The organism is Paenibacillus sp. LRG-1 (genome assembly GCF_057220305.1).
The window spans coordinates 25,301-51,384 of record NZ_CM170126.1 but is presented as its reverse complement, the minus strand read 5'-3'; the positions used below and the strand labels follow the sequence as shown (position 1 = coordinate 51,384).

Here is a 26,084-nt window from a genome sequence, read left to right as displayed (position 1 = left end):
TGTACAGTTGTGAGAAAATCAGATGTCTGCTTACCAGTTCAAACCATTGTCCCTGGCAATAGGCTCTTCCTTTACCAAAGTGTACATACTTGCAGCCTCGTCCTTGCGTGTAGTGTCGGCGAGCCGTTCCACTCGCACGGTCACCAGCTTCTGGCCAAACTGGACGGTAATTTCATCGCCTACTTTGACCGCACTGCTCGGCTTGGCTTCGCGTCCGTTCACCAGCACTCTCCCTTGTTCGGAGACGTCCTTGGCTACCGTACGCCGCTTAATCAGCCGCGAGACTTTCAAGAATTTATCAAGACGCATTAGTTAACGGCTTCTTTAAGCTTATTACCGGCTTTAAAAGCAGGAACGGTCGATTCTGGAATTTCAATCGTGTTACCGGTTTGTGGATTGCGGCCTGTACGGCTGGAACGCTTGCGTGTTTCGAAAGTACCAAAGCCGATCAGTTGCACTTTGTCACCGCTAGCAAGTGCATCTGTAATTTCACCAAGAACGCCATTCAATACAGCTTCAACGTCACGTTTGCTCAAACCGCTTTTGCTGGAAATATTGTTGATCAGATCTGTCTTGTTCATAAGATAAAAGCCTCCCAAATGTCAAAAAATAATCATCACGCTGCATGTCCATTTATGGAGCAGACGTGAGGTCCAACTGTGGCCGAAGCCCTCCTGAATGTCACTGTAACACGCTTAACTATAAGCTACAGTTATTTTCAGAATTACTACAAGTTATTCTGGCTTGTCCGTAAAAATCCTGCAATGACAGGCGTTTTTTTATTCGACCCCAGTTAAGCCAACATCCTACTACAAAACTCTGCCCATTGGCAAGTCTTCACAAACTGGGCCTTCTTTCAACCCTGCATATGTCTCATTTTACTGTTCTGTGCAGCCAAAAGCGAATATGTGGAATCACGCTTTGCCAAGGAGCTTTTTCGCTTCCTGCCAGTAAGTCTCCATTTCATCTACGCTGCTGTCTTCGGGACGGCGTCCCTGCTCGCGTAATTTCTGCTCAATATACTGGAAACGGTCGACAAATTTGCGATTGGTGGCGGACAATGCCTCTTCCGGATCTACTCCCATGAACCGAGCTGCATTCACTGCAACAAATAATACATCGCCTAACTCCAGCAACTGGGCTTCCACGGCATGCCCTTCACGAACCGCTTCCTTCAGCTCAGCCACTTCTTCGTCCAATTTATCGAATACGCCCTCAATGCTATCCCAGTTAAAGCCTACTTTAGCTGCTTTCTTCTGGAGCTTGTACGATTTCATAAGAGCAGGCAGATCACGTGGAACCCCATCCAGTACGGAAGGGTCTGCTGCCGTCGTGCCTTTAAGCCGTTTTTCCTCAGCCTTCATCTGCTCCCAGTTTTGCAGTGCCTCTTCCGCATCATTCGCTTGATTGTCACCAAATACATGTGGATGACGGAAAATAAGCTTATCATTCAGCCCCTGGATAACATCATACACATTGAAGGTTCCGACTTCCTCTTCCATTTGGGCATGCAGTAAAATTTGCAACAACAGATCGCCCAGCTCTTCCTTCATATGCTCAGGGTCGTCCTCATCTATCGTTTCAATGACTTCATACGTTTCTTCGATCAGATTTTTGCGGATCGACTGATGTGTCTGTTCACGATCCCATGGACAGCCTTCCGGACTGCGTAAAATATCGACAATCTCGTGTAAACGGTCAAAAGAACGCCGTTTCAGCGCCTCATCTTCACTGCGAGGTATGTATACCAAGGATAGGTTCCCGTAGCCCTCTACTCGATCTAGCTCGTACAGCGGCACCTTGTGCACCGCTTCCTCGCCTTCCACCCCAAGAGCGTGACCGACGTACACCTCATAATCGTCAGGATACCGCTCCATCAGGCACAGCTTCACATCAGAAGCCGTGAAGGTGTCATACACCTGTCCGATCAGCGTATGCAGCTGAGGCTGGAGCCAGCCGGCATCCAGTGTACCTGCGTCCAACAGTTGGAAACCCTCGATCGGATCAAAACCAAGACGCACAAAAGCCTCATCCAGGAAACTTTCGCCACCCAGAATGTTCAGTTCAATCCCTTGCGCAGGACAACGCTCCTTAAGCAACTGCACCGCTGCTTCTGCCACCATCGGGTGACCGGGAACCGCATAGACGATTTCGCTTCCGTCTGCCGCCTTAGCAGCTGTCGTAATTAATTGGCTGGTAATTTCCTCGTATACCTCTGGAAAGGACTCCTTTGTCTCATATACCTTGTCAAACGACTCAAAAGCCACTTCAAACTCAATCAGCACTTGAACCGCAGGATGCTCCTTGGTCCGCAGATAGAGCGCTGAGGCGCCCCGCATTTTGTTCAATATCCCTATCGTAAGCTGATCCGGATCTCCCGAGCCCAAACCTACGACCGTTAATGTTACGCTCATATCCAATCCTCCGTTTCGCAGAAACAAGGTTCATGCTCGAAAAAATATACGGCCTACCCCCGCTTCCGCTTCCTTTGCTTTGGGACTTACTATACCACAAAGTTGTATAGGCTCATAAAATGGCTGTGCCACTTTCGCGCCCTAAGCCCTATGCCTGGGCTAAGCCAGTACACGCAGCCTGCGCAGCACGGCTGCCAGCGGGCGTCCGAGCTTGGGCACCGCCACAAGCTCGGCTTCCGTGATCAGCCTCAAGCGTGCGAGGCCGATCACGAACACAACGGCGCCTGCTGCTACGCCCAGCAGGCTCTCCGCGGCTGCCGTGGCGCGACCTCCGGCAGCCCATCCCAAGGCACCCAGCACAGCGCTGGTGCCCCACATCGCCGCCCCGGCCGCACCAGCCAGGGCGATAAGCAGTGCCGCCGGCTTGAGCACGCTGGCGGACCAGCTCCCACGCAGGCCTACCAAGCGAGCCAGCAGCACGATGTTGATCACCGCCGCCAGCAGATAGGCGACAGCCCCCGCAATGGCGGCTCCAGCCGTGCCTAGCTGCGGCACGAGCAGCCAGTTTAGCAGCGCCTTGGCTACTGCGGCCGCGAGCATCGCCAGAGCTGGCGCGCGAACCGCACCAAGCCCTTGCAGCAGCGCAGCCGAGATGATGCTGAGCGTGCCGCCTACGGCGGTTAGCGCCATCCAGCGCATGACCTCGCTGCCGGTGTCGTCCGCATACAGCATCACATTGACGGGCACAGCCAGCACGATCAAGCCTGTCGCAGCGGCTAGTCCCAGCAACCAAAACCAGCGCAGCGATTGCTCGCACTGGCGACGTGCCAGCTCCGTACCGCCGGTCACCCGCGCCTCAGCCAGCGATGGAATGAATAATGCCGACAGTGTGGTAGCAAACATCATGACTAGCTGTACCAGCGGCAGACCTCGGTTATACACGCCAAAGGCCACCATAACCGCAGTATCGTCCAAACCCTCCTGCTTTAACAAGCGAGGTACGGTAAAAGTGTCTACCAGGCTAATTAACGGAACGGCTAGCGCTCCAAGGCAAACAGGCAAGGCATAACGCAGCAGCGCCTTTAGCAAGGCACCGTTGCTTTCCGCCGGGTATAGCTCTCCAGTTTGTGCTTGCACTGTCGCCATGACCGTCCCTTGCCTTCTAAGCCTCTTCCTGTGATTTCGCCAATATAGCAACATGACGACCAATCCCGCTGCTCCACCTGCTGCTGAACCAAACACTGCTCCGGCGGCAATCATATCCGCCCCCGCTCCTTGCGACAGCATGAGCAGCAACAGCATAATCATCACGCTTACCCGTATCGCCTGCTCCGTCACTTGGGAGATAGCAGTCGGAAGCATATTTTGCAAACCTTGAAAATATCCTCTCAATCCCGCCATAACCGGTACGAACAAAAAGGCAAACGCCGCCGCCCTCACCGACGGAATAACGTGAACATTGTCGATCCATTGACCAATGAGCGGCGCGCACGTATACATCAGCACGCCCAAGATCAATCCAAAGACACCCAAGACAAGCGAAGATAGCCGAGCAACACGTTGCCCCGCTGCCCGGTTTCCCACTGCCTCAAACTCAGCTACAAATTTGGATATTGCAGCCGGAAATCCAGCAGCTGCAATGGTAATGAACAGCGTATAAAAAGGATAAACCGTATTATAAATGCCAAACACGCCGTCGCCGCCGATATTCTGCAGCGGGATTTTTTGCACTGTGCCGATCAGCTTGCTCGCTACTGCTGCCAGTGTCAAAATGACAGCACCTCGTAGCAGCCGCGAAGCGGCGCGATTTTCCTGCATTCTCCGTCTCCACTCCCACCTGAAATATGCATCTTTCACGAGTCCTATTATACCGCCTCTTCTCCCGGAAAGAAAAAAAAAACCTGTACAACGCAGGACGGCTTTCGCCATTCTGTACGTCATACAGGGGTGAAACGGGATGTTACTGTTCCATTTGTTTGCCCAGGAAGCCAGCGGCTGTTTCAGCCATTTTGATCTCCATTTCGGACATTTTTACATTTTCGTCCTTGTTCAACAATACAACGGAACCAATGGGATCACCACCGGAAACAATGGGAGCCGCCACAAAGGACGAGAGTGTTTCTTCGTGGTCTCGCGTTAGCTCATAGGAGCCGCTGGCTGTCTCCAGCACAGTTTTGCGATTATCCATACTACCTTCGATAATGCTACCGATTGGCTTGTCCAGAAACTCTTTTTTAGAGCCTCCAGCCACCGTAATAATGGTGTCCCGATCGGTAATCATTGTAATATGGCCCGTGCTTTCAAACAGGGACTCAGCATATTCTTTGGCGAAATCACCAAGTTCACCAATAGGTGAATACTTTTTCAAAATGACTTCTCCGTCACGATCCACAAAAATCTCAAGCGGATCTCCTTCACGAATTCTCAAGGTGCGGCGAATTTCCTTTGGAATAACTACCCGCCCAAGGTCATCAATACGGCGAACTATACCAGTAGCTTTCATTTCACATGTTGCCCCACTTTCTCAAGAAGAATTTAGTAAACTACTGACGGTATCGAAAGACGCTTCCACTCCCCCAGAAGCGGTCACGAAGAACGTCACGGTCATGGTGTTTATGGTGATATCTGACCATAGTATTCATCTGTTCCCAATTCCTTATGCATGTTCAGTTATTTACCTTCGTTTGTAGCTCCATCTTTGGCTGTTCCTGCATTGGTATCGCTCGTACCGTTTGTTGCTGCGCCCGGTGTAGTTGTGCTACCGGCACCGGAAGTTGCACCGCTTTTCTCTTGCGTAGCTGGTACCTTCGGCAGATTGATTTTCAAATCAAGCTTCGTCAAATCATTTTCGGTAAAGTTTTGGATACTTTCCCCGGCCAATTTATTTTTCAGGGCAGCCTTTTCGTTGTCTTTCAATTTATCAAACGTTGGCTCATTGCGGGACTCCACTTTGATCACGTGATATCCGTATTCCGTTTCCACTGGCTCACCGATTTTGTTAATCGGCTGAGTCTCAGCGGCCTCTTTAAATGCAGGTACCCATTGCGCTACGGATGCATTCTCATACAGACCTCCGTTAGACGCAGAACCTGGGTCTTCTGAATACTTCTTGGCAATCGTCGCAAAATCCGCTCCTCCGTCCAGCTTCGCCTTCACTTCTTTAGCCAGCTTGAGGGTATCCTCTTTTTTGCGCTGTTTCTTCGTTTTAGGATCTTCGAAGTTAATCAATACATGACGCACGGTTGCTGTTGTGAATTGATCTTTATTTTTCTCAAATTCCTGTTTTAGCTGATCATCTGTTACTTTGTTGGTTTCGCTGTTGATTACCGTCATTACACGCGTGAAGTAATCTTTCACACCTTGTTCGGTCAGTTTTTTATCACTCAGAAATGTCTTGAACTTATCTTCTCCGACTGACTTTTTATACTGCTCCAGCTGTTCGTTCCCTTCTTTGGCACCCTGCTCCTTGGCTTTGTCGTCCGCTTTGGCCGCCAGAAGCTTGTACACCACTTCCTGCTTTACAATTTGCTCCCGTACCTGATCCGAAGCTAACGCAGCCTCATATTCCGGGTAAAGGAATTTCATCATGCTGATTTCTTGGTTGAACTCATTTTCGGTAATGGTTCCACCCTTATAGGTCACGACAACCTTGCTGTTGTCCTTCGGTTCATCCTTGACCTTGTTCTCATCCGCTTGCTTCGTACATGCTGCCAGCACGGATATAGCTAGCAGCGCTGCCATTCCCAAGGAGAGCATTCTCCAAGGTTTTCTTTTATTTAGTTGTGGCATTTTGCAGTTCCTCCTTCAATGTGAATGCTTCTTTCAATGCACTCAAAAATTGTTCCAGCAGTTCTAGCAACTGTGGATCATTTAGACCTTTGCCCTTTATGCGTGCGCTCATAGAAGTGCCCTGTTCAAATTGTACACGTCTTTCAAAGCGATTGCCAATCTCGGCAAGTTTGGCGGTCTGTACCGCCTGCTGGCGCCCTTCATGGAATTTCAGCACTATATTGTCATCCCGTTGCACCATGGACTCGATGCCATACATGCGTCCATATACCTTGAGGCGAGCCACGGCTAGCAAATGACGCACAGCCTCTGGCAGATCGCCAAATCGGTCGACCAGTTCATCCTCCAGTTCGGAAGCCTCGTCAAAGGTGCTGACCGCTGCAACCTTTTTATAAATCTCAATCTTCTGGATGCTGTCATAAATATAGTCTCCCGGCAAGTAAGCATCGACGCCTAAATCAATCGACGTACTCCAATTCCGATTGGACTGATCCTCTTCTCCAAGTACGCTGACTTTACGTTTATTAATTTCCTCAGCCAGCATCTGCGAGTAAAGATCAAAACCGACGGATGCGATGAATCCATGCTGCTCAGCGCCAAGCAAGTTACCCGCTCCACGGATGGACAAATCGCGCATTGCAATCTTGAACCCGGAGCCCAGCTCCGTAAATTCTTTAATCGACTGAAGGCGCTTCTCTGCCACTTCCGTGAGCACCTTATCCCGCTGGTACGTGAAGTAAGCATAGGCAATCCGATTGGAACGACCTACACGCCCACGTAGCTGATAAAGCTGGGATAGCCCCATTTTATCGGCATCATGCACAATGAGTGTATTCACATTTGGAATATCCACACCGGTTTCGATTATGCTGGTGCTGACCAGTACATCATATTCGCCATCCAGGAAATCCAAAATAGTTTTCTCCAGTTCGGTTTCGGACATCTGTCCGTGACCCACGCCCACCTTGGCCTCCGGTACGAGCGCATTGATCTCTGCAGCCATCTCCTGAATGCCCTGCACGCGATTATACAGATAGTACACCTGCCCTCCGCGTGCCATCTCGCGTTCAATGGCCTCACGAACTAGAGTCTGGCTGTGCTCAACCACATAGGTTTGCACTGGAAAACGGTTTTCCGGTGGCGTCTCAATGACTGACAAGTCACGCACACCCAGCATGGACATATGCAACGTACGCGGAATAGGTGTTGCCGTTAACGTCAGCACATCTACGTTCGTTTTCAGCTTCTTCAGCTTTTCCTTATGGGTTACGCCAAATCGCTGTTCTTCATCGACAATCAGCATTCCCAAGTCCTTAAACACCAGATCCTGCGACAACAGACGATGGGTACCAATGACAATATCGACCGTGCCTTGCCGGACCCCTTTAATCGTCTCATTCTGCTCTTTGCGCGAGCGGAAACGGCTCAATACCTGAATATTGAACGGATACCCTGAAAAACGTTCACGGAACGTCTCATAGTGTTGTTGTGCCAAAATTGTCGTCGGTACCAGCACCGCTACTTGTTTACCTTCAATAGCAGACTTAAAAGCAGCACGAATAGCAACTTCAGTTTTGCCGTAACCTACATCACCGCATAGCAAACGATCCATCGGGCGACTCTGCTCCATGTCCTTCTTAATCTCTTCAATGGCCCGAATCTGGTCACGTGTCTCATCATACGGGAACATATCTTCAAACTCTTGTTGCTCAGGTGAATCCTTTTCAAAAGCAAACCCTGGTGCCGACTGTCGTTCTGCATATAGCTTGATCAAGTCATCCGCAATATCCTGAACCGAGCTGCGCACCTTACTTTTAACCCGTGTCCACTCATTGCCACCCAGTTTATAAATCTTGGGTTCCTTGTCCTCTGAGCCGACATATTTCTGAATCAGATCAATTTGTTCAATCGGCACAGACAGCTTATCTCCACCCGCATAGAGGACATGCATGTAATCCTTATGGATACCGCCAACCTCCAGCGTGCCGATTCCCATGTACTTCCCGATCCCGTGATTTTGGTGTACGACGTAGTCGCCCACCTTCAGCTCGCTATAGCTCTTAATCCGTTCTGCATTGTCCACATGCCGACCCTGCTTACGAGCTTTCCGCTGCTTCTGGGAAAACATTTCACCCTCGGTAATGACTGCCAGATGAATAGACGGCATTTCAAAACCGCTTTGCAGATTGCCTATAGCCATCGTCGGCTCATCAATACCGTAATCTTCAAGCACTCTGCGCATCCGGTCCAGACGTTCATCTCCACTCGCCAGCATCATAACCTGTGTGCCTGCTTTGCGCCAACGATCCATCTCCGCCTTGAGCACATTCATTTGGCCATGGAAATCCTGCATGCCTCGGCAGATGAAGTTCAAAATATTTTGTGGCTGGGTATGAGGAACCTGACGGAGGAAAATCGACAGAAACAACGTCTGAAATCTCCGGTTGTACAGCAGATTGTCCGCGTCATCTGACAGTTCTAGCTGCGGTAACGTTTTACCGTTTTGAAGCAAATGCAGATTCCATTCTGACTCATCTCGTTCCAGTTGCTTGGCTGTTTCCAGCATACGTGCCGGTTCATCAATAATCAGAATCGTATCTTCCGGCATATAGTCTGCTAGGGTTTTACGTTCAGGATACAGCAGGGAGATATATTTATAGATTTCGTCAAAATACACATGCTCTCGCAGCAATTCAATTTCACGATGGATCTCTTCTTTCAGATGCTGCTTAGCTTGACGATCCGTCATTTTGCCCAGCTGCTCCTCCAACAAAATAGCAGCGGCATCCGCCGCCTGGTCCATACGCTGGTTATTCGCAATAACTTCCTTACACGGTGTTACGGTAACGTCCTGAACCTTTTCCACCGAACGCTGATCTTGCGGATCAAACTTACGGATCGAATCAATTTCATCGTCAAACAGCTCCACACGATAGCCCCAACGGGTTGTCATGGGATAAAAATCAATAATTCCTCCGCGTACGCTCATCTCTCCACGTGATTCCACACGCTCTACACGCTGGTATCCCATCTCGACCATATGTAGCAAAAACGCTTCCAGCTGAATCGTTTCGCCTTCTTTCAGCTCAATACGAGCCTCACGCCATGTTTCCGGGATTGGCAGTAAACGTCGGACACCAGAAAACGGCACGACAACAATCCCACGAAAACCCTGGGCGCAGCGTATCAATACATCAATTCGTTGGGACAATGTCTCTGGACTGGATATTGCTGCTTCAGCAGCCACCAGCTCATTAGCAGGATACAATAAAACCTGATCAGGAGAAAGCGCTTCCTGTAAGTCATCTGCTATTTTTTGAGCGGCAAACATATTGTGCGTCATGACCATTAACGGTCGTCCGGTATCTTCGGCAAGCGCGGCCATCAGTACCTGTCGGGAAGAGCCTGATAAACCTGATATCAGTTGTTCCTTCATCCCTGATGATATGCCTGCTGCAATGGATGCATAATCAGCATCCTTCGTAAAAGCCTGAATAAGTGCTTGTAACAAAAAAGGCACCCCTTTATGCTTATAAATAGTTACATGTAAACCGAAAAAGAAGCCTCAGCAATGCTGCCAAGGCTCCATAAGCGGAATTGCCGCTTCACCTCTCAAGCTGGTACATCCTACCAGTTGAATACCTGTTATTGGAGCGGATTAACGAGCAGACTCAGCTCAGGATTATTCTCCAATGCCTGACTGCAATGCTCGCAAATGACTTTGACGGTCACTTCACCACCCGAATTATACGCTATTATATCTCTACGTTCGGCAGGGGTCAAGGAATGGAAGCCCAACCTTTCTTCGGTTATTGCCGCGGAATCAATTCGTCCCAAGAAAGTTCGACAATGTCTGCATACATAATTAACAATCATGTAATGTATATGCCTCCTGAAAGTTTTCTATACCTTTCAGTATGTCCAACAATCTTCCATTTAAGCCCGTCTGCCTGCGTCTGAACTTACTTGTTGAATTCAGCCATCGTCCGTTCAAACGGATGACTCAAGCTATGCTCTAAGGCGTTGCACGTGTCCTCGATCATTCCGGCCAGTAATTCTTTTTCCTTCTTGGGAAAGGTACCCAGAACATAATCGACAATAGCATGTCCAGGTTCCGGGCGGGAAATGCCCATACGTATCCGATTGAAGGACTGCGTGCCGGTATGCTGAATGATCGATTTAATGCCGTTATGACCGCCTGCGCTACCTTGATAACGCAATCTTATTTTACCGACTTCAGTATCCAGATCATCGTACACGACAACCAGATCTTCCATATCGGCCTTATAGTAGTCCATATAAGCACGTAGAGACTCGCCTGATAGATTCATATAGGTCATTGGCTTAATCAGTACGGTTTTCACGCCACCAATGTGGCCCTCTCCAATCAACGCCTTGCATTTGCTTTGGTTAATCTGGATGTTATGACGTGAGGCAAGAGCATCCAATGCCATAAATCCGACATTATGTCTCGTTTTCTCGTATTGGGGACCGGGGTTGCCCAATCCTACAATCCACTTCATAACCTTGACACCCTCTTTCGCAGTCTGTATTTTTTGGTAAAATAGTTGTATTGAATAGGAAGGTGCGTGCCGGTATGCTCAATCAAGGTGATATCCTCTTATATGACAGCCATTTTCTATATCATTTAAAACATTCCGTTCCTGTCCAGATATATGACGGGAATGTACATATTCAGATTGGCATCGTTGCGCGTTTTAATGAGCATTTCGTCGAAATAGAGGACACACTATACAATCGTCAACGCTTCACATTCATATCTCGCCCAGGCTTTTAGCCTGACATGCTGATAGGGGTTACCTTTTCCATATGGAAAAGGCAACCCCTTTTTAATGAGCCAGCGCTTATTCGATTTCAAACAGTTTGCTGATCGACAATTCTTCATGCACACGGATGATAGCTTCTCCCATTAATGGAGCCACAGACAATACCTTCAGCTTGCTTGTCGGATTCGGGTGAACGATCGGGATCGTATCCGTCACAACCACCTCTTTTAATGGCGAATTCTCCAGTCTTTCCATAGCAGGACCAGAAAGCACAGCATGTGTACAACATGCATACACATCTTTTACGCCGCCTTCTTTAAGCGCATTTGCACCTAATACAATCGTTCCGGCTGTATCAATGATATCATCAATTAAAATAGCCGTTTTACCCTCAATGTTCCCGATGATATTCATCACTTCACTGACATTTGGCTCTGGACGACGCTTATCAATAATAGCGAGCGGCGCACTCAGGAAGTCCGCCAGCTTACGCGCACGAACAACCCCGCCATGATCGGGTGAGACGACAATCGGGTTCTCAATTTGCTTGGAACGGAAATATTGGGCCAGAATTGGCGCTCCCAGCATATGATCCACTGGAATATCAAAGAATCCCTGAATCTGCATCGCATGCAAATCCATACTGATTACGCGGTGAGCCCCCGCCTTTTCAATCAAGTTAGCGACAAGTTTCGCTGTAATCGGATCGCGTGAACGAGCTTTACGATCCTGACGAGCGTAACCGTAATATGGCATAACGACATTGATACTTTTGGCAGAAGCGCGTTTAAGTGCATCAATCATAACCAATAACTCCATCAAGTTGTCGTTAACCGGCAGACAAGTTGACTGCACAATATACACATGGCAGCCGCGTACGCTTTCCGACAGCTTAACCTGGATTTCACCGTCACTAAACGATGTGGTATGGGATTCCCCCATTGGGATGCCGATGTAGTCCGCAATCTGGTGGGCTAACTTCGGATTGGAGTTACAAGTAAATATTTTGAGTTTGGAATCGCAATAAGTCATTAATAGAAACCCTCCGTGCTGGTTCATTCATTACAGATTCAACAGCTTGCTGATTAAGATCATTCCGATCTTTTCTTCTTCGCTTTGGCACGTGCGCGGATTTTGTCCGCATATCCGGCTTTGTTCTCTTGACGTGGTCTGGCAATGGCCAGATCGTTATCAGGGACAGCATGTGTTACAGTGGAGCCTGCTACAACATAAGCACCTTTTCCAATCTTAATCGGGGCGATCAGATTCACGTTGCTGCCAATAAAGGCATCGTCTTCAATTTCTGTAATAGATTTATTATATCCATCATAATTGACCGTTATTGCCCCGCAGCCAATATTTACGTTTGTACCCACCTTGGCATCACCGACATAGCTCAAATGAGACACCTTGGAATGATCTCCAATGGTCGCATTTTTCACCTCAACAAAATCACCAATTTTCACATGTTCGCCAAGCTTCGCGCCTGGACGCAGATAAGCAAACGGCCCCACAGATGTACTGCTTCCCACTTCCGCTTCGTTCAACACCGAATGTTTTACCGTTGCGCCTGAATGGATAATCGTATTCTGAATCTCAGCCTGTGGACCAATCACACAATCTTCTCCGATTTGTGTTTGACCATGCAGCCATGTGTTCGGGTACAGTACCGTATCGGAACCAATAACAACCTCGCTCCCGATATAGGTAGAAGACGGATCAATGACAGTGACACCATTCAGCATATGCTTGCGGACGATGCGCTCACGCATATAGCCCTCAGCTACCGACAAAGCGACTCTGTCGTTAACACCGATGGATTCAGACACATCATCTGTCAAATACGCTTCAACCTGCTCACCTTCACCATGCAAAATACCAATGACATCTGTCAGATAATATTCCTGCTGTGCATTGGTGTTCGTTACCTTGTCCAGCGCTGCAAACAGCTTGGCATTGTCAAAGCAGTACGTTCCCGTATTGATCTCCCGGACAGCATCTTCCTCAGGTGAACAATCTTTCTGTTCCACGATCTTGAGCACGGCCCCGGAAGCATCACGGATAACTCGTCCATATCCTTTCGGGTCGTCCAACTCAGCGGTCAGAATCGTCGCAGCCGCCCCACGGCTCTCGTGCAGTTGCACCAAGCCCTCTAGCGTTTCCGCTGTGATCAAAGGAGTATCCCCACAAATGACAATGGTTGTACCTTTTTCCTGACCGAGCAAGTCCTTGGCTTGCTTGACAGCATGGCCCGTTCCCAACTGCTCTGCCTGAAGCGCATATTCTGCCGACGGTCCCAAATAAGACTGTACCGCCTCTGCTCCATGACCCACGACGACTACACTTCGGGACACACCGATTTCACGAACCGTGTCGAGCACATGCCCGACCATCGGTTTTCCGCACACCGGATGCAGAACTTTATATAATTTGGATTTCATACGTTTTCCCTGCCCTGCGGCAAGAATGACTGCCAACCTTTCCAACAAGTCCAACCTCCTATCCTGAAAATAACAGTTACCCCTTGGCTAAAACGTTAATTCCCAGATCAGATTTTGCTTAACTTTTCACAATCCTCCTGAAAAATAACGGCGAACCTTTGGTTAATGGCTATTTTTTCAGGCCAGCTTGTGCTGGACATTCATCCCCGGGACGCATCGCTGCCTAGTCCCTGTCTTATGAAAAAGCCGCTTCGGCAGCCCGGATGGCTCCAAGTTGCCTTAAAACTGACTGTTAACTCACTAAAGAATATATCTCATTCCAGACAAAAAGAAAAGAGAGCCACAGTTAGTGGCTCTCTTTTTCTTTTGTACCCCAATCCTGCTTTAGGCGAATTAAGCGCCTTCTTCAATAGCAACTTCTTCATCCACAGCTGCACGTTCGTACTCAGTCAATACAGCAGCTTGGATCTTCTCACGGGTTCCTGAAGATATCGGGTGAGCGATATCGCGAAACTCTCCGTCTGGAGTTCGTTTGCTTGGCATAGCTACGAACATCCCGTTATTACCGTCGATAACTCGGATGTCATGAACAACAAACTCGTTATCAATCGTAATGGATGCAATCGCCTTCATTCTTCCTTCTGAGTTCACTCGGCGGAGTCTAACATCCGTAATCTGCATGTGTGTTTCACCACCTTTTTCCAAATAGGACTTGGTGTATACATTCCACACAGCAGTTCGAAATCCTTCTTTTTTTCGGCAATTCGTATCCTAAATTCAGGTAATTTTTTTGAAAAGATTTCTTTTCGACATATTTAGGTATTTTATGATGGATTGTGACAATTTACTGCCCTGTTCACTCATCAAAATAATTGCCCAGCTTGACTGTAATTTGCTTGCTTCGAGAATCGACTGCGGTCAGATTCGCCAGTGAAATATAATCGTGCAGCAGGCGCTCTTCGTTCTCCACCTCGCCTGATTCTACCAGCACACCTACACCGGCCACCTCAGCATCGAACTCAGCCAACAAGTCGACCATCCCCTGAATCGTGCCACCGGCCTTCATAAAATCATCTACAATGAGCACACGCGATTTCTCACGCATTGCACGTCTGGATAAAGACATCGTATGCAGGCTCTTTTGTGATCCTGAAACATAATTAATACTTACAGCCGAGCCTTCTGTCACCTGATGATCACGCCGTACGAGAACGACTGGCAAATTCAGCTGTGCTCCGGTTGCATAGGCAAGTGGAATACCCTTGGTCTCCACCGTCATAACCACATCAATCTGACGATTGGCAAAAGCGGTCGCGAATATTTTACCAGCTTCGTTCATCATCGCAGGTTGGCCCAGCAAATCGGACAAATACAGGTATCCTCCTGGTAATATGCGGTCAGGCTGCTCCAGTTGCGCACACAGGTCGTTCGCAAACGCAAGCGCATGCTGCTTGGAAAGCCTTGGGATCAGTTTGACGCCCCCTGCCGCTCCCGCCAGCGTCAGAAGCTCGCCAGTGCCCTCATCCTCAAATACTTCCTTGATGATGGCCAGATCCTCGCTTATGGACGACTTAGCTGCCCCGTAGCGATCCGCAAAATGAGTAAGAGGCACCAGCGTATGCGGCCGTGACAACAAAAATTGCGTCATTTCCACCAATCGTGAGCTTCTTTTAAGTTTTTTCACAACAATTCCTCGCGATCTATTCTCCTGCCGCCCGCTTTGTACAGTAAAGCACCGGCGGACTGGCCGGTTGCTGGCGGAATGTAAGTGGTATAGTAAAATCCGAATATTTAATAGTAAATATATCATCTTCGTACGTATTTGTACAACAATTACCACTATAATAAGAAAAAAATATCTAAAATCAGGTCAAAAGTCGTACTGCATACACATCTTTACAAAACCCTCTTAGTCCGTTGTAAATCCGTGGCACTTTGGCTTCCTTCGATACCAGTCCGAACACTGTAGGTCCACTACCTGACATCAGCACACCATCTGCTCCTAAGCGGATCATGGAGCTTTTAAGATGCTCTACCTCTGGATACAGCTTTAGTGTTACATCCTCCAGTACATTCCCCAGCGCGTTGCATACATCGGTAAAAGAGGCGTTACGGATCGCATGCTCCATCTGGCGGGCAGACGGGTGGTGCGTAATCTGGTCTGCTTTGACACGACCATACACTTCAGCCGTCGACACATTAATCGGCGGCTTCGCAAGGATCACCCAGCATTGTGGCGGATTCGGAAGTGGCTTGAGCAGTTCTCCGCGTCCGCTCGCTAAAGCTGTACCCCCTGTAATACAGAAAGGTACATCTGAGCCCAGCTCAGCACCCAGCACCCTTAATTCTGCATCCGAGATGCCAAGCTTCCATAGCTTGTTCAGTCCACGCAGCGCTGCGGCAGCATCACTACTTCCACCCGCCAACCCTGCCGCCACTGGGATATGCTTATCCAGATGGATGTGGACGCCCGTAGACACGTTATAACGTTCTTTGATCAGACGCGCAGCCTGAAAAGCCAAGTTCTTTTCATCCAATGGTATGTACCCGGCTTGACTTGAAATAATAATGGTATCACGCGGTAACTCGGACATCGTCAATCGGTCAGATAGATCGACCATGGTCATAATCATTTCGACCTCGTGATAACCATCGTCCCGCTTACGTAGAACATCAAGCATTAAATTGATTTTCGCCGGTGCTTTTTCATATATTTTCAAGGCGTTCACCCACCTTCAACTTTTCCCTCAAGACAGCTTAACATATTATATCAGACTCAGCGTGTCAAGTCATGAGGTTCAAAAAAGCGGAGATGACCCGGTCTAATCCCGGATATCCCCGCTTTTCATCAGCACCACCGATAGCTACGATTTGCGGGAAGCTGCCTGCTCGGCAAGTTGGATAGCCCGCTTGACCATATTGCCCGCATCCTTGGCTTTAATGCCTCCCCAACCTTCTTCCTTGACCGTGTCGTAAAACCCAAGATCTTTGGCCAGCTCGTACTTTAGCTCCTCCGACATGACACTCCGTCTTCTTCGGCTCATACATACGCCTCCTTCGGCAATGGAATAAGGAAGATCATTCCCGGCTTAGTATGTGCAGAGATGTCATGCTTCATCCTGCTCTGTATATACAAAACGGCCCCGTCATTTGAAATGACGAAGCCGTCGTTAAACCTGCGAAGCTGGTATAAATCACGAAATTAATTAAGGTGTTTCAAAATATTCGACTACACTTGTATGGGAGTCGGGATCATATACGCTGACTTCCACCGACTCGGTAAGAATGTCAGCATAGCTGTAGGAGACACGTTTAAACGTCTGTTGCTCCTGATCCAGCTTGACGATAAAAACAGAAGGGTACGTTTCTTCCAAGACACCAGTTCGTTCGACGGTCTTACGGCGTCCGCCGTTAGCCCGCAGCAAAATTTTTTGCCCTACATGTGCGTCGAGACTGCGTTTGATTTCCAACAGCGTATTTTTAGCCATTGCCTAACGACCACCTCTTTCCTTGTCCATTATAACGAATTTTAGAGGGATTGTCAAATCAAGCTAAATATTATAACAACACGAAAAATAAGTTGTCAATTTAATTTTTTGCGAACAGGAATAATTTATATAAAAAATGACAAAAAGCCTCTGAAAGCAGAGGCTTTTTGTTCAGATTAATCCTATTGGCACATTTGAATCCTAGATTGCGGAAGGCGTTACTTTAAGCGTAGACAAATTTTCAAGCTTCGGCAGGCCGATGCGATAGCTTCCCCTAGTTTCAATTCCACCCACTCCGCGGCTGCCACTGATTGTCTGGTGAAACAGGTCCCCCATGTTGACCGTATCACGGATCGAAGTAAAGGCCGCCTTGGCAGCCACGTAAACGGGGTCCAGCGCGTGAATCAGGATACGCCCTGGTGAGCTGGCGAAGTTCGCTCCCGCACGTAGCAGCGCCTCAAAATGGGACTGGCACGCCCCCGCTACAATCGTCAGCGAATCCAGATGACGTTCATATTGTCTTGCTACCTGAATCGCCGCCACAAAATTTTGCGAATTTTTATAACTTTTCAAGCTGTACAAATCGTAAGGCTGTGGCTGCTTCAGCACACCGTCATGTCCGGTAATGACTACGATATCCGGACGGATACGGGGAAGCAGTCGGTACAACGTGTCCGCCATTGCCGATTCGTGAACGTGATGTCCCTCTGCAGGAACACGGAGCTGTTCATATAAACTGAGACATTTTTTCAAATAGCCGGGATCTCCATCCAGATGAAGAACCTTTCCCGGCATTTCAAAATACGTTGACTCGACCGGATCACTCCAGTCCCCAACCAGAGCTGCCTGACTACGAGCAGCTTGCTGCTGGCGTGCCCGTTGCAACAGATTAAGAGACTCACCAGCCTTAATATGGGCCTGCTGAGTCTTACCGCTAATCTGGTCTGCAGGCACTCTGACCAGATCGTTCACTGGGGAATCGGCCAGCAGCCGAAATTCTATTCCCTTAATGATCGCTTTATCCCGCTGGATGTCCTCAACACGAAACGTGACATCTCCGCCGTACGATTTCCGAACGACCAAGTCTCCTAAACTCATCACACTGTATCACCCCTCCTATATCGTATGGGTGAATGCACAGTTTGGTTCCAGCTTAGGATATACCTGCCTCCAACAGCACAGCGCTGAGACGCGCAAATTCCTCAATACTTAGCGTTTCTCCTCGACGGGAGGGTTCAATACCGGCTTGTTGCAACAACGGCTCCAGCGTGTCCCTGTTCTCTTTGGTGAAGAAACGGCTTTTTAAGTTATTGGAAATGGTTTTACGACGCTGGGCAAAAGCAGCATGAACCACTTCAAAAAAATGCTTCTCATCCACCACTTCCACTGGAGGGGCTTCCCGTACACGCAACCGGATGACTGCAGACTCCACATTCGGCTGGGGAATAAATACTGTATTCGGCACAATACAGACTAATTCAGGTTCGCTGTAATATTGCACCGCAATGCTCAGGCTGCCGTAATCCTTCGTTCCAGGAGACGCAGCCATACGCTCAGCCACTTCTTTTTGGATCATAACGACGATATTCTCCAAAGGGAGCTTGTCCTCCAGCAGCCTCATCAGAATCGGTGTAGTAACGTAGTACGGCAGATTAGCCACGACACTTACTTTGCTCACGTCTGCAAAATCGGTTGCGAACACCTCGCGCAAATCCAGCTTCAACACATCTCCATGACGTACCTTCACATGCTCGTAAGGGGCCAACACTTCTTCGAGAATTGGCAGTAGCCGCTGGTCAATCTCGACAGCGGTAACTGCCTTGGCCGATTGGGCTAGCTTCTCGGTCAAAGCACCAATCCCAGGACCGATCTCAAGTGCGCCCTTCGTCTCATCCAATCCGGCAGCATTTACAATCTTATTGAGAATATTCTGATCAATCAGGAAATTTTGTCCCAAACTCTTTTTGAACGAAAAACCGTGCCGTTGAATAATGTCCTTCGTACGCCGCGGTGTTGCTATATCTTGAATCCCTGTCATACGGATATCACAATCCTTCACTTTCAATTTGTGCCAGCGCCCCGGCAAATTCCTCGCGGCTGATCTGAAATACAGAGAGCCGTTTATGTAGCTGCTTTCCGTTACAATAACCAATACCCAGCACATTCCCTAAGGCCATACGGCGTGCAGCAGCATTGGGATGGGTGATGAGTCCAGCATCAATCAGGTCCGCCCACTCAATCAGCGGGTCGGCGCCTTCCACTGTCGTATGGACCCGTGCAAGAGCGTGTCTGATCGCTTCTGGTGAGGCATTCTCCACGCCAATATCTCCTTTACGCGTCGCTTCTGCCTCGGGTATAAAGGCCTGCTTGCAGCCGGGTACCTTGGAAGCGATAATCTTACGGATGCGCTCCCCTGCATGATCGGGATCGGTTAAAATGATGACCCCCCGCCGCTCCTGCGCCAATGCAATTTTACGCAGCGTCATTTTATTAATGGCTGAGCCGCCAGTTTCTATCGTATCCGCTTCAACAGCGCGGCGAATGGCCACCGTATCATCCCGGCCCTCTACCACGATCACTTCCTTGATCATTTGCGTTTCCCTCCACTGCTACACAGCAAGCTATATTTATCTTTCCCTGCTTTTGAAAACAAAATAAGAAGAGGATATCCTCTTCTTAGCATGGCATAACTATGTTATTAATACTATCGCATTGCCCTCAACATACACAACCTGTTTTAGTTGATTTCAGGCTTTATCGGTCCGATAACATAAACGGTTTTACCGTGCTTACGACCAAATTGGTTGGCTCGGCTCAAACTCTCATAATACACATCGATTTTGTGGCCTTTAATCGCGCCACCGGTATCCTCCGCACGGCGGAAGCCCACCCCTTCGATATACACCCACCAGCCGATTGGAATTACACTCGGATCGACCGCGATGGTGCGTCCTTCCGTGACACGTGCGCCGGATGCAGTACGTGTACCGATACCTGGCTCCTGTGAGGAATACGCCGTCATGGAGACATTTTGTAAAACTTTGCTATATTTAAAATTGACGCCTGCTTTACGGACAGCACTGCCCGAACTAACCGTTGTTGCCTTAACCGCATCATTGGGACCGACGGAAGCAGCCAGAACGACCGGTTTTTTCTTCGTTCCTACTGCAATGACTTTATCCACACGGTTCTGTGCAACTTCCTTGTTAACCAGCTGTTTGGATACCAACTTTCCATCATGATATACCTTTTGAACGTGCTGGACGACCACACCCGATTTGCCGCTTTGAATGACCCGATTATCGCCTTTATAAAGACTCGGATCGGCCGTTTTGATGACCTGATAAGGCACCTGTTTTTTCTGTTCGACCTGCTGTTTCTTCACACGGACGATTTTTATGTCCATGTTAGACGAAACAGAGGCATCCAACGCAGGATAAACTTTATCCGTTGATGATAATTTATAGCCCGAGGTACGAATGGCACCTTCTACTGTATTTTCTGTTGTGTACAGCTTTTTCGTCTCATTGCCTGAAGATACTTTGACTTGATTGGCACGTTTAATGACTACGCGATCGCCATCCTGTATTGCTCCATTTAGCGGCATGGAAACTGTATCATGCGGCTGAAGTGAAATGGAATGCTCGCTCAGCAAATCTTGAAGCTTGGATTCCCGGGTTTCTACCGCAGACGCCTTGCCATCGATGACAAAAAAGACTTGTTTTTTAGATTGCGTGTACATCAGAATTGAAATCATAATCGTTAGCGCGATTAGAAAAATAGCAACCAAAGCAGCCTGGCGCACATTCTCTTGCTTCCAACGCAATACGTAAGACATGCTGGATGAGCGTGACTCATGGGTATCCTTTTTTTGGAAAATGCCCATTTCCTCCGTCCTCCTTACATAGCCCGCCGTCTGGAGTAAGACATAGTTGAGATTTGACGTGACTATAACAGATTTTCTACAAGACAAGCCCAAACTGCGACTGTCCTGCACCATGTACCCGTCTTCGCGGCATGCTGTCCTCCCCTGTTTAACCACAGTATGATGACAGATTTTCTTTTATTCACAACAAAAAAAGCCAGAGAAAGAGACTAGAGAGCTCTTTCGTGGCTTCCGGCATGTGTGAATATGCGGGAAAACTCATGCACGAGATGGCTTCTCTCTTGTTACGCTTACGGGGTTAGCTGTCGGGTTCGGACGTAGAGAGTCGCCCTAGCTTGGGTCAACCGCTCATGGCGGTCGCCTTCACATTCACCCCGAAGACCCAGAAAGAAATCGAAATACGGCTCCTCCACCTGTTCAATCCCATCCGGGAAAAGAATTTAGGTCGAGCCGGCTGGCGGAAGAGACGTTCCCTTCTTGCACATACGCCGGACGTACTGTAAGCCATATCGGTTCCCCCGTTCCCTGTAAAAGGGACTCAGCGAGACTGGTTCATGAAATGACTTGTTGATGTTTACATTCAAACAACAATTCACTGAAAAGATGATATCCTGTTTCTATGCATGTTGTAAAGCAGGTTTCAAGTACATTTTTTAAAATATTCGGTTAAAATATTGTAATATTCTCGAGTTTCCTGCAACAAATTCATGATTAGCTTCGTCTATCTCTTTATTTTGATCGATTTCTTCACTTTTTCATTGAATGTCAAATCGTTCCAGGGCATTTTGGGTCGTTATTGACACTAATTCCTCCACTGTAATCCCTTTGATTTGGGCTGCAGCCTCTGCTACCAGTCTCACATGTGCAGACTCATTTCGCTTCCCACGAAACGGATGAGGCGTCAGATAGGGAGCATCAGTTTCAATGAGCAGACGGTCCAGCGGCACCTGTGCGAGCACCTCTTTTGGCTGCTTGGCATTTTTGAACGTTATTGGACCACCGAAGGAAAGGTGAAATCCCATATCCAGCACCATTTTGGCAGTTTCCCAGCTACCCGAAAAGGAGTGCATGACTCCGCCAATCTCACTCGCTTTTTCCTCGCGCAAAATCTTAACAATATCTTCATGTGCATCCCGGTTATGGATAACAATGGGCATTTTGAGCTCACGAGCCAGACCAATTTGATTTCGAAACACCCGATGCTGCACATCCTTCGGTGATGTATCCCAATAATAATCCAGACCGATCTCTCCGATGGCTACAACCTTTTTATGACTGCATAACGATGCAATCCATTCTAGATCGCCCTCCTGCATTGTAATAGCATCCTGCGGATGCCATCCAACTGCCGCATAAATAAAATCATACGTCTCGGCCAATTTCATAGTGGATGGAATGGTCTCACGATTAAATCCGATATTGATCATCCGTGTTACTCCTGATTCGACAGCACGTGCTATAACTTCTTCACGATCTTCGTCAAATTGTGGCGCATCCAAGTGAGTATGAGTGTCGAATAAATCCAAGGTTTACATCTCCTTTTTTTACTTACATTTCTATATAGTTGTCTATTCTTTGACAAAATAATTCCTTATTTCGGCAGGAAGCCTGTCTTTTACCGCGTTCAATTTATTCTGGGGAAAATACATATGATATTTTCCTCGGTGAATACCACTTATTGAGCGCACAATTTCCGAAACTTCGGATATTTCACTCACCTCGCCCTGACGTCCAAGCAGTAAAATCTGGTTGTCCGTCGAGCCACCCTGCCGAAACACATCATAAGGAAGATCTGTCGGAAAATCAATTTCAAAATCATATTCAGGGTGCAAACCAGCCTCTTTCAAAGCTTCTCTAATACTGTCAATGGTATCTGTATCCATATTTTCAATCTCTACATATTTATACAATCTACGGTCCATAAAACGGCTGCTCAAATCACTTAAAATCTCGTCCTTTTCTCGTTTCCACTGGCTAAATACGGTCTGGATTAATGACTCGTCGAGCATCAGATATTGCTCTACTGTAAGCTCTCCTTTCAACAGATCCGGCAGCGGGTCCAGCAGAAAACCAAACTCATATCCGTTTTTAAACAATTCCTTTGCTCGCTTGAAAATTTTACGTAAAAGGATTTCCGAGCTGCGTGTTACAGGATGAAAATAAATTTGCCAATACATCTGGTAGCGTGACATTAAATAATCTTCTACTGCATGCATGCCTGATTCCTTCACAACAATTCTCCCATTATGAGGACGTAGCAGTCGTAAAATACGATCCAAATCAATTGTGCCGTAGTTGACACCTGTCGAATGAGCATCCCGCAACAAATAATCCATACGGTCAGCATCTAGCGGACTGGTTACCAAGTTGACAACGATTGGCTTATCATACGTTTTGGCTATAACCGCAGCCACCTTTTGTGGAAGCTTGTCGTCGACTTGCCGTAGCACAGCGTTGATCTTCGTGTCTCCCAGTACAATGCGGCATGTCCAATCCTCATGGTTCATATGAAAGGCTTCCTCAATTGAATGAGAAAATGGGCCATGCCCCACATCATGCAATAGGGCTGCACACAGAGCAACCAGCCTTTCCTCCTTCGGCCAATCTGGGAAATCTCCACGTTCAAATTGAGAAATAATACGTCTCGTAATCTCATATACGCCCAATGAATGTGAAAAACGGCTATGCTCCGCTCCATGAAACGTAAGATACGATGTGCCTAACTGCCGTATGCGCCGTAAACGTTGGAACTCTGGCGTGTTGATCAACCGCCATATCACAGTATCCTGAACATGGATGTAATTATGTACCGGGTCTTTAAAAACTTTTTCTTCACTGAGTGGCTGGTGCAAGATATCAGCTCCTTTAATATTCGGAATAATGGATTAAAATACAATAAAATCCTAAATGATTTCCCTCATTCGACATTCTTTGTCGTAATATGTCGAATTATAGTTTTTCGACATTTCCAAATCGACAAACTGAATAAATCATCAATAAGATAAGGCAATACACATGAGTAAAGGTCTTTAATCTAAATACTTTTGCATAATCAGACTGTTACTACATTTTTAAGGTTGACTGTTTTGGGAATCGTTGGTATAGTAAATATCAGAAAAGAGAAAATTTTGTCGAATCATGACACTTATATTATTTTAAACGGCGAGAGGAGCCTGATTTATTATGATGAAATCCACTGGTATTGTAAGAAAAGTTGACGAGCTCGGACGTGTTGTTATTCCAATCGAATTGCGTCGTACCCTGGGAATCGGAGAGAAAGACGCTTTGGAAATTTATGTTGATGGCGAACGCATCATGCTTAAAAAATACGAGCCTGCTTGTATCTTCTGCGGCAATGCTGAGAACGTAATTTACTTCAAAGGGAAAATTGTTTGCCAAGATTGCATTTCTGAAATCCCAACACCTGTGACAAACTGAGAATTTTAGTATATAATAGACTTATCAGATATTGTTAATTCTAACCTTTTTCATATATACTCCTTGTTGCCTTCCACGGTTTGAACCCAACCGTTGGAAGGCCCTTTTTTGTTCAGACAGATATTCATAAGAGTGCGTTGTAAACATCTCTCTTGGAGATTGAACGATCTGTGGCTGTACGCTTCATTGCATCCTTGCGTGTAAGTCCCTCTGCCTCGTAATGTGCGACGTGGGACTCCAAAGATAAGGACTGCCACCACGCCTGACGTTCCTGTTCCTCTTCCTCTTCGTCTTTTCCTTCAACCACCAGGCAATATTCACCAATCGGTGGATTTCCCTCTAGTCTAGCAAGGCATTGCTCCACGGTTCCCCGAACCCATTCCTCATGCAGCTTGGTCAGCTCACGCGCAAGCACCACTTTGCGTGAACCTAATGTTTCCTTCAACACCATCAATGTCTTCACAATGCGATGAGGCGATTCATAAAAAATAATTGTGCCGTGAGATACCTGAAACGATAGCAACAGCTTCTCTAGATCCTTTTTCTCCCGTGGTGGAAAGCCAGCGAAGGTGAACCTTTCTGTATCCAGTCCTGAGGCAATTAAAGCCGATAGTGCCGCATTTGCTCCTGGGATAGGAATGACGCTAATTTCCGCTTCCAGTGCCAGCTTGACCAGATCCGAACCAGGGTCAGAAATGGCCGGTAGACCTGCATCGCTAACCAGTGCCAAATTTTTTCCTTCTATTATATAACGTATCAGTTCAGGCCCACTGGCAGCCTTATTATGTTCATGATAACTGAAGAGCATATCCGGTGTAATTTCGAAATGGGTGAGCAGTTTGCGTGTCTGCCGCGTATCTTCGGCAGCGATAATACTACATGATTTTAAGGTGTTAATCGCCCTAAAGGTCATATCGTCCAGATTCCCAATGGGTGTTGCAACAAGATACAACTTTCCCCGTTCTTCTTCGCTGGTACTAAAGCTTTTTTGTACAGCTGCTTTCACACAGAATCCCCCTTGCTTACTTCTCCATAGATATCTCTTATTTCCTGAGTATAATTCCCATTTTCCTGATATACAATGAGCGGAGGCAACAGACGAACCTCCGGTTTGCCGTCACGTAATGCTTCAACCAGTACCATATTGGCTTCCATATGAACTCGTGGGTGAACAAAACGTATTCGTTTGGGTTCCAAACTATGATTACGCATCAAGGTTATAATCTCACCCAATCGCTGCGGGCGATGAACCATGGATACTTTGCCCCCATTACGGACGAGCCGGGTGGATGCCTGAATGACTTCTTCCAGTGTACAGTTCACTTCATGACGGGCAATTGCCTGGTGAGGATTCAGCTTGATATCGCTACCATTTAGCGGCATATAGGGGGGATTCACGGTAATCGCATCATAAACACCATGTCCCGTGATTTGAACCAGCTCACGCAGGTCCCCTTCCCGAATCTCAATTGCTGCTTCTAATCCATTCAAGCTGACACTGCGTCTAGCCATATCTGCCAAGCGTGGTTGAATCTCAATTCCTTCAATAGACGCTTTTGTTCGTGTCGTTAGCAACAGCGGGACAACCCCATTGCCAGTACACAGATCCAGGATCTTTCCACGCTGTGGAATACCAGCAAAACGTGCCAGCAAGACCGCGTCCATCGAGAAGCTGAATACTTCATCACTTTGGATAATGCGCAAATTATGTGAAAGTAAATCATCAATTCGTTCAGACTTCTTTTCATTTTCGTCCATAATGCTCTCCCATCTTTTATAACCAAAATCGCTTTTCACTCATACTTCCTTACAAAAAAGCCGTAGGCATCTTGCTCCTACGG

Annotated in this window: 26 protein-coding genes and 1 riboswitch; of the genes, 2 read left to right on the top strand and 24 right to left on the bottom strand. The window is 47.6% G+C overall.

The features are described from left to right. Positions 1-30: 30 nt before the first annotated feature. The 9 genes from ACUUJN_RS00240 to pth all read right to left on the bottom strand — a co-directional run bounded on the left by ACUUJN_RS00240 (position 31) and on the right by pth (position 10,726). Complete coding sequence (locus tag ACUUJN_RS00240) at positions 31-309, bottom strand: RNA-binding S4 domain-containing protein (protein WP_016818913.1); 279 nt, start codon at positions 307-309, stop codon at positions 31-33. Beyond that, positions 309-581: an HU family DNA-binding protein gene (locus ACUUJN_RS00235; RefSeq protein WP_007428028.1), complete on the bottom strand. Its 273-nt coding sequence runs from the start codon at positions 579-581 to the stop codon at positions 309-311. Before ACUUJN_RS00235 ends, ACUUJN_RS00240 begins: the two co-directional genes overlap by 1 nt. Positions 582-914: 333 nt before the next feature. Beyond that, complete coding sequence (gene yabN / locus ACUUJN_RS00230) at positions 915-2,414, bottom strand: bifunctional methyltransferase/pyrophosphohydrolase YabN (protein ID WP_484669137.1); 1,500 nt, start codon at positions 2,412-2,414, stop codon at positions 915-917. Between the two features lie 159 nt (positions 2,415-2,573). Further along, positions 2,574-4,232, bottom strand: a complete 1,659-nt coding sequence (locus tag ACUUJN_RS00225) for a putative polysaccharide biosynthesis protein (RefSeq protein WP_484669136.1) — start codon at positions 4,230-4,232, stop codon at positions 2,574-2,576. A gap of 142 nt (positions 4,233-4,374) precedes the next feature. Then, positions 4,375-4,917: a stage V sporulation protein T gene (spoVT, locus tag ACUUJN_RS00220; RefSeq protein WP_023986438.1), complete on the bottom strand. Its 543-nt coding sequence runs from the start codon at positions 4,915-4,917 to the stop codon at positions 4,375-4,377. Between the two features lie 167 nt (positions 4,918-5,084). Continuing rightward, positions 5,085-6,203, bottom strand: coding sequence for a peptidylprolyl isomerase (locus tag ACUUJN_RS00215; protein WP_341056979.1), 1,119 nt, complete (start codon positions 6,201-6,203; stop codon positions 5,085-5,087). Then, on the bottom strand, positions 6,187-9,714 hold the full coding sequence (gene mfd / locus ACUUJN_RS00210) for a transcription-repair coupling factor (protein ID WP_023986436.1): 3,528 nt from the start codon (positions 9,712-9,714) through the stop codon (positions 6,187-6,189). Before mfd ends, ACUUJN_RS00215 begins: the two co-directional genes overlap by 17 nt. 134 nt (positions 9,715-9,848) lie before the next feature. Next, positions 9,849-10,079, bottom strand: coding sequence for an anti-sigma-F factor Fin (fin, locus tag ACUUJN_RS00205; RefSeq protein ID WP_013308128.1), 231 nt, complete (start codon positions 10,077-10,079; stop codon positions 9,849-9,851). Positions 10,080-10,165: 86 nt separating this feature from the next. Then, entirely contained in the window at positions 10,166-10,726 is a 561-nt protein-coding gene (pth, locus tag ACUUJN_RS00200; protein WP_023986435.1) for an aminoacyl-tRNA hydrolase, read from the bottom strand. Between the two features lie 74 nt (positions 10,727-10,800). Here pth and ACUUJN_RS00195 point away from each other — a divergent pair, with 74 nt between their 5' ends. Beyond that, positions 10,801-11,001 (top strand): hypothetical protein, encoded by a 201-nt coding sequence (locus ACUUJN_RS00195; protein WP_023986434.1) that lies wholly within the window; start codon positions 10,801-10,803, stop codon positions 10,999-11,001. Between the two features lie 67 nt (positions 11,002-11,068). Here the strand turns inward: ACUUJN_RS00195 and ACUUJN_RS00190 are convergent, their stop codons facing one another. The 13 genes from ACUUJN_RS00190 to ACUUJN_RS00130 form a co-directional block, all read right to left on the bottom strand. Next, positions 11,069-12,022 (bottom strand): ribose-phosphate diphosphokinase, encoded by a 954-nt coding sequence (locus ACUUJN_RS00190; protein WP_013308125.1) that lies wholly within the window; start codon positions 12,020-12,022, stop codon positions 11,069-11,071. Between the two features lie 59 nt (positions 12,023-12,081). Next, the gene (gene glmU / locus ACUUJN_RS00185; protein WP_080658680.1) at positions 12,082-13,479 is read right to left on the bottom strand and encodes a bifunctional UDP-N-acetylglucosamine diphosphorylase/glucosamine-1-phosphate N-acetyltransferase GlmU; all 1,398 of its coding nucleotides are present in this window, start codon (positions 13,477-13,479) and stop codon (positions 12,082-12,084) included. A gap of 345 nt (positions 13,480-13,824) precedes the next feature. After that, the gene (gene spoVG / locus ACUUJN_RS00180; RefSeq protein WP_007428016.1) at positions 13,825-14,112 is read right to left on the bottom strand and encodes a septation regulator SpoVG; all 288 of its coding nucleotides are present in this window, start codon (positions 14,110-14,112) and stop codon (positions 13,825-13,827) included. Between the two features lie 175 nt (positions 14,113-14,287). Beyond that, the gene (gene purR / locus ACUUJN_RS00175; RefSeq protein ID WP_013308122.1) at positions 14,288-15,115 is read right to left on the bottom strand and encodes a pur operon repressor; all 828 of its coding nucleotides are present in this window, start codon (positions 15,113-15,115) and stop codon (positions 14,288-14,290) included. Between the two features lie 181 nt (positions 15,116-15,296). Beyond that, positions 15,297-16,151, bottom strand: a complete 855-nt coding sequence (gene ispE / locus ACUUJN_RS00170) for a 4-(cytidine 5'-diphospho)-2-C-methyl-D-erythritol kinase (protein ID WP_013308121.1) — start codon at positions 16,149-16,151, stop codon at positions 15,297-15,299. Between the two features lie 144 nt (positions 16,152-16,295). Beyond that, the gene (locus tag ACUUJN_RS00165; RefSeq protein WP_007428013.1) at positions 16,296-16,475 is read right to left on the bottom strand and encodes a small, acid-soluble spore protein, alpha/beta type; all 180 of its coding nucleotides are present in this window, start codon (positions 16,473-16,475) and stop codon (positions 16,296-16,298) included. 162 nt (positions 16,476-16,637) lie between these two features. After that, positions 16,638-16,919, bottom strand: coding sequence for a biofilm formation stimulator Veg (gene veg, locus ACUUJN_RS00160; RefSeq protein ID WP_013308120.1), 282 nt, complete (start codon positions 16,917-16,919; stop codon positions 16,638-16,640). Positions 16,920-17,120: 201 nt separating this feature from the next. After that, positions 17,121-18,017, bottom strand: coding sequence for a sporulation peptidase YabG (gene yabG / locus ACUUJN_RS00155; protein WP_023986432.1), 897 nt, complete (start codon positions 18,015-18,017; stop codon positions 17,121-17,123). Between the two features lie 55 nt (positions 18,018-18,072). Then, positions 18,073-18,957 (bottom strand): 16S rRNA (adenine(1518)-N(6)/adenine(1519)-N(6))-dimethyltransferase RsmA, encoded by an 885-nt coding sequence (gene rsmA, locus ACUUJN_RS00150; protein ID WP_023986431.1) that lies wholly within the window; start codon positions 18,955-18,957, stop codon positions 18,073-18,075. Positions 18,958-18,964: 7 nt separating this feature from the next. Beyond that, entirely contained in the window at positions 18,965-19,510 is a 546-nt protein-coding gene (rnmV, locus tag ACUUJN_RS00145; RefSeq protein ID WP_013308117.1) for a ribonuclease M5, read from the bottom strand. 146 nt (positions 19,511-19,656) lie between these two features. Continuing rightward, positions 19,657-20,805 (bottom strand): resuscitation-promoting factor, encoded by a 1,149-nt coding sequence (locus tag ACUUJN_RS00140; RefSeq protein ID WP_071559543.1) that lies wholly within the window; start codon positions 20,803-20,805, stop codon positions 19,657-19,659. Between the two features lie 271 nt (positions 20,806-21,076). Then, a riboswitch (cyclic di-AMP (ydaO/yuaA leader) is annotated at positions 21,077-21,359 on the bottom strand. A gap of 201 nt (positions 21,360-21,560) precedes the next feature. Beyond that, positions 21,561-22,331: a TatD family hydrolase gene (locus tag ACUUJN_RS00135; RefSeq protein ID WP_023986429.1), complete on the bottom strand. Its 771-nt coding sequence runs from the start codon at positions 22,329-22,331 to the stop codon at positions 21,561-21,563. Positions 22,332-22,373: 42 nt separating this feature from the next. Next, positions 22,374-23,657: an HD domain-containing protein gene (locus ACUUJN_RS00130; protein ID WP_023986428.1), complete on the bottom strand. Its 1,284-nt coding sequence runs from the start codon at positions 23,655-23,657 to the stop codon at positions 22,374-22,376. A gap of 331 nt (positions 23,658-23,988) precedes the next feature. On the opposite strand from ACUUJN_RS00130, the gene ACUUJN_RS00125 reads away from it, so the two are divergent. Beyond that, a complete protein-coding gene (locus ACUUJN_RS00125; protein ID WP_007428005.1) occupies positions 23,989-24,243 on the top strand; it encodes an AbrB/MazE/SpoVT family DNA-binding domain-containing protein in 255 nt (84 codons plus the stop codon). A 124-nt stretch (positions 24,244-24,367) separates the two neighbouring features. Here ACUUJN_RS00125 and rsmI read toward each other — a convergent pair whose 3' ends face one another. Then, positions 24,368-25,249, bottom strand: coding sequence for a 16S rRNA (cytidine(1402)-2'-O)-methyltransferase (gene rsmI, locus ACUUJN_RS00120; RefSeq protein ID WP_023986427.1), 882 nt, complete (start codon positions 25,247-25,249; stop codon positions 24,368-24,370). Further along, positions 25,246-26,001, bottom strand: a complete 756-nt coding sequence (locus ACUUJN_RS00115; RefSeq protein WP_254349261.1) for a tRNA1(Val) (adenine(37)-N6)-methyltransferase — start codon at positions 25,999-26,001, stop codon at positions 25,246-25,248. The genes rsmI and ACUUJN_RS00115 overlap by 4 nt, the downstream gene beginning before the upstream one ends. Between the last annotated feature and the right edge of the window lie 83 nt (positions 26,002-26,084).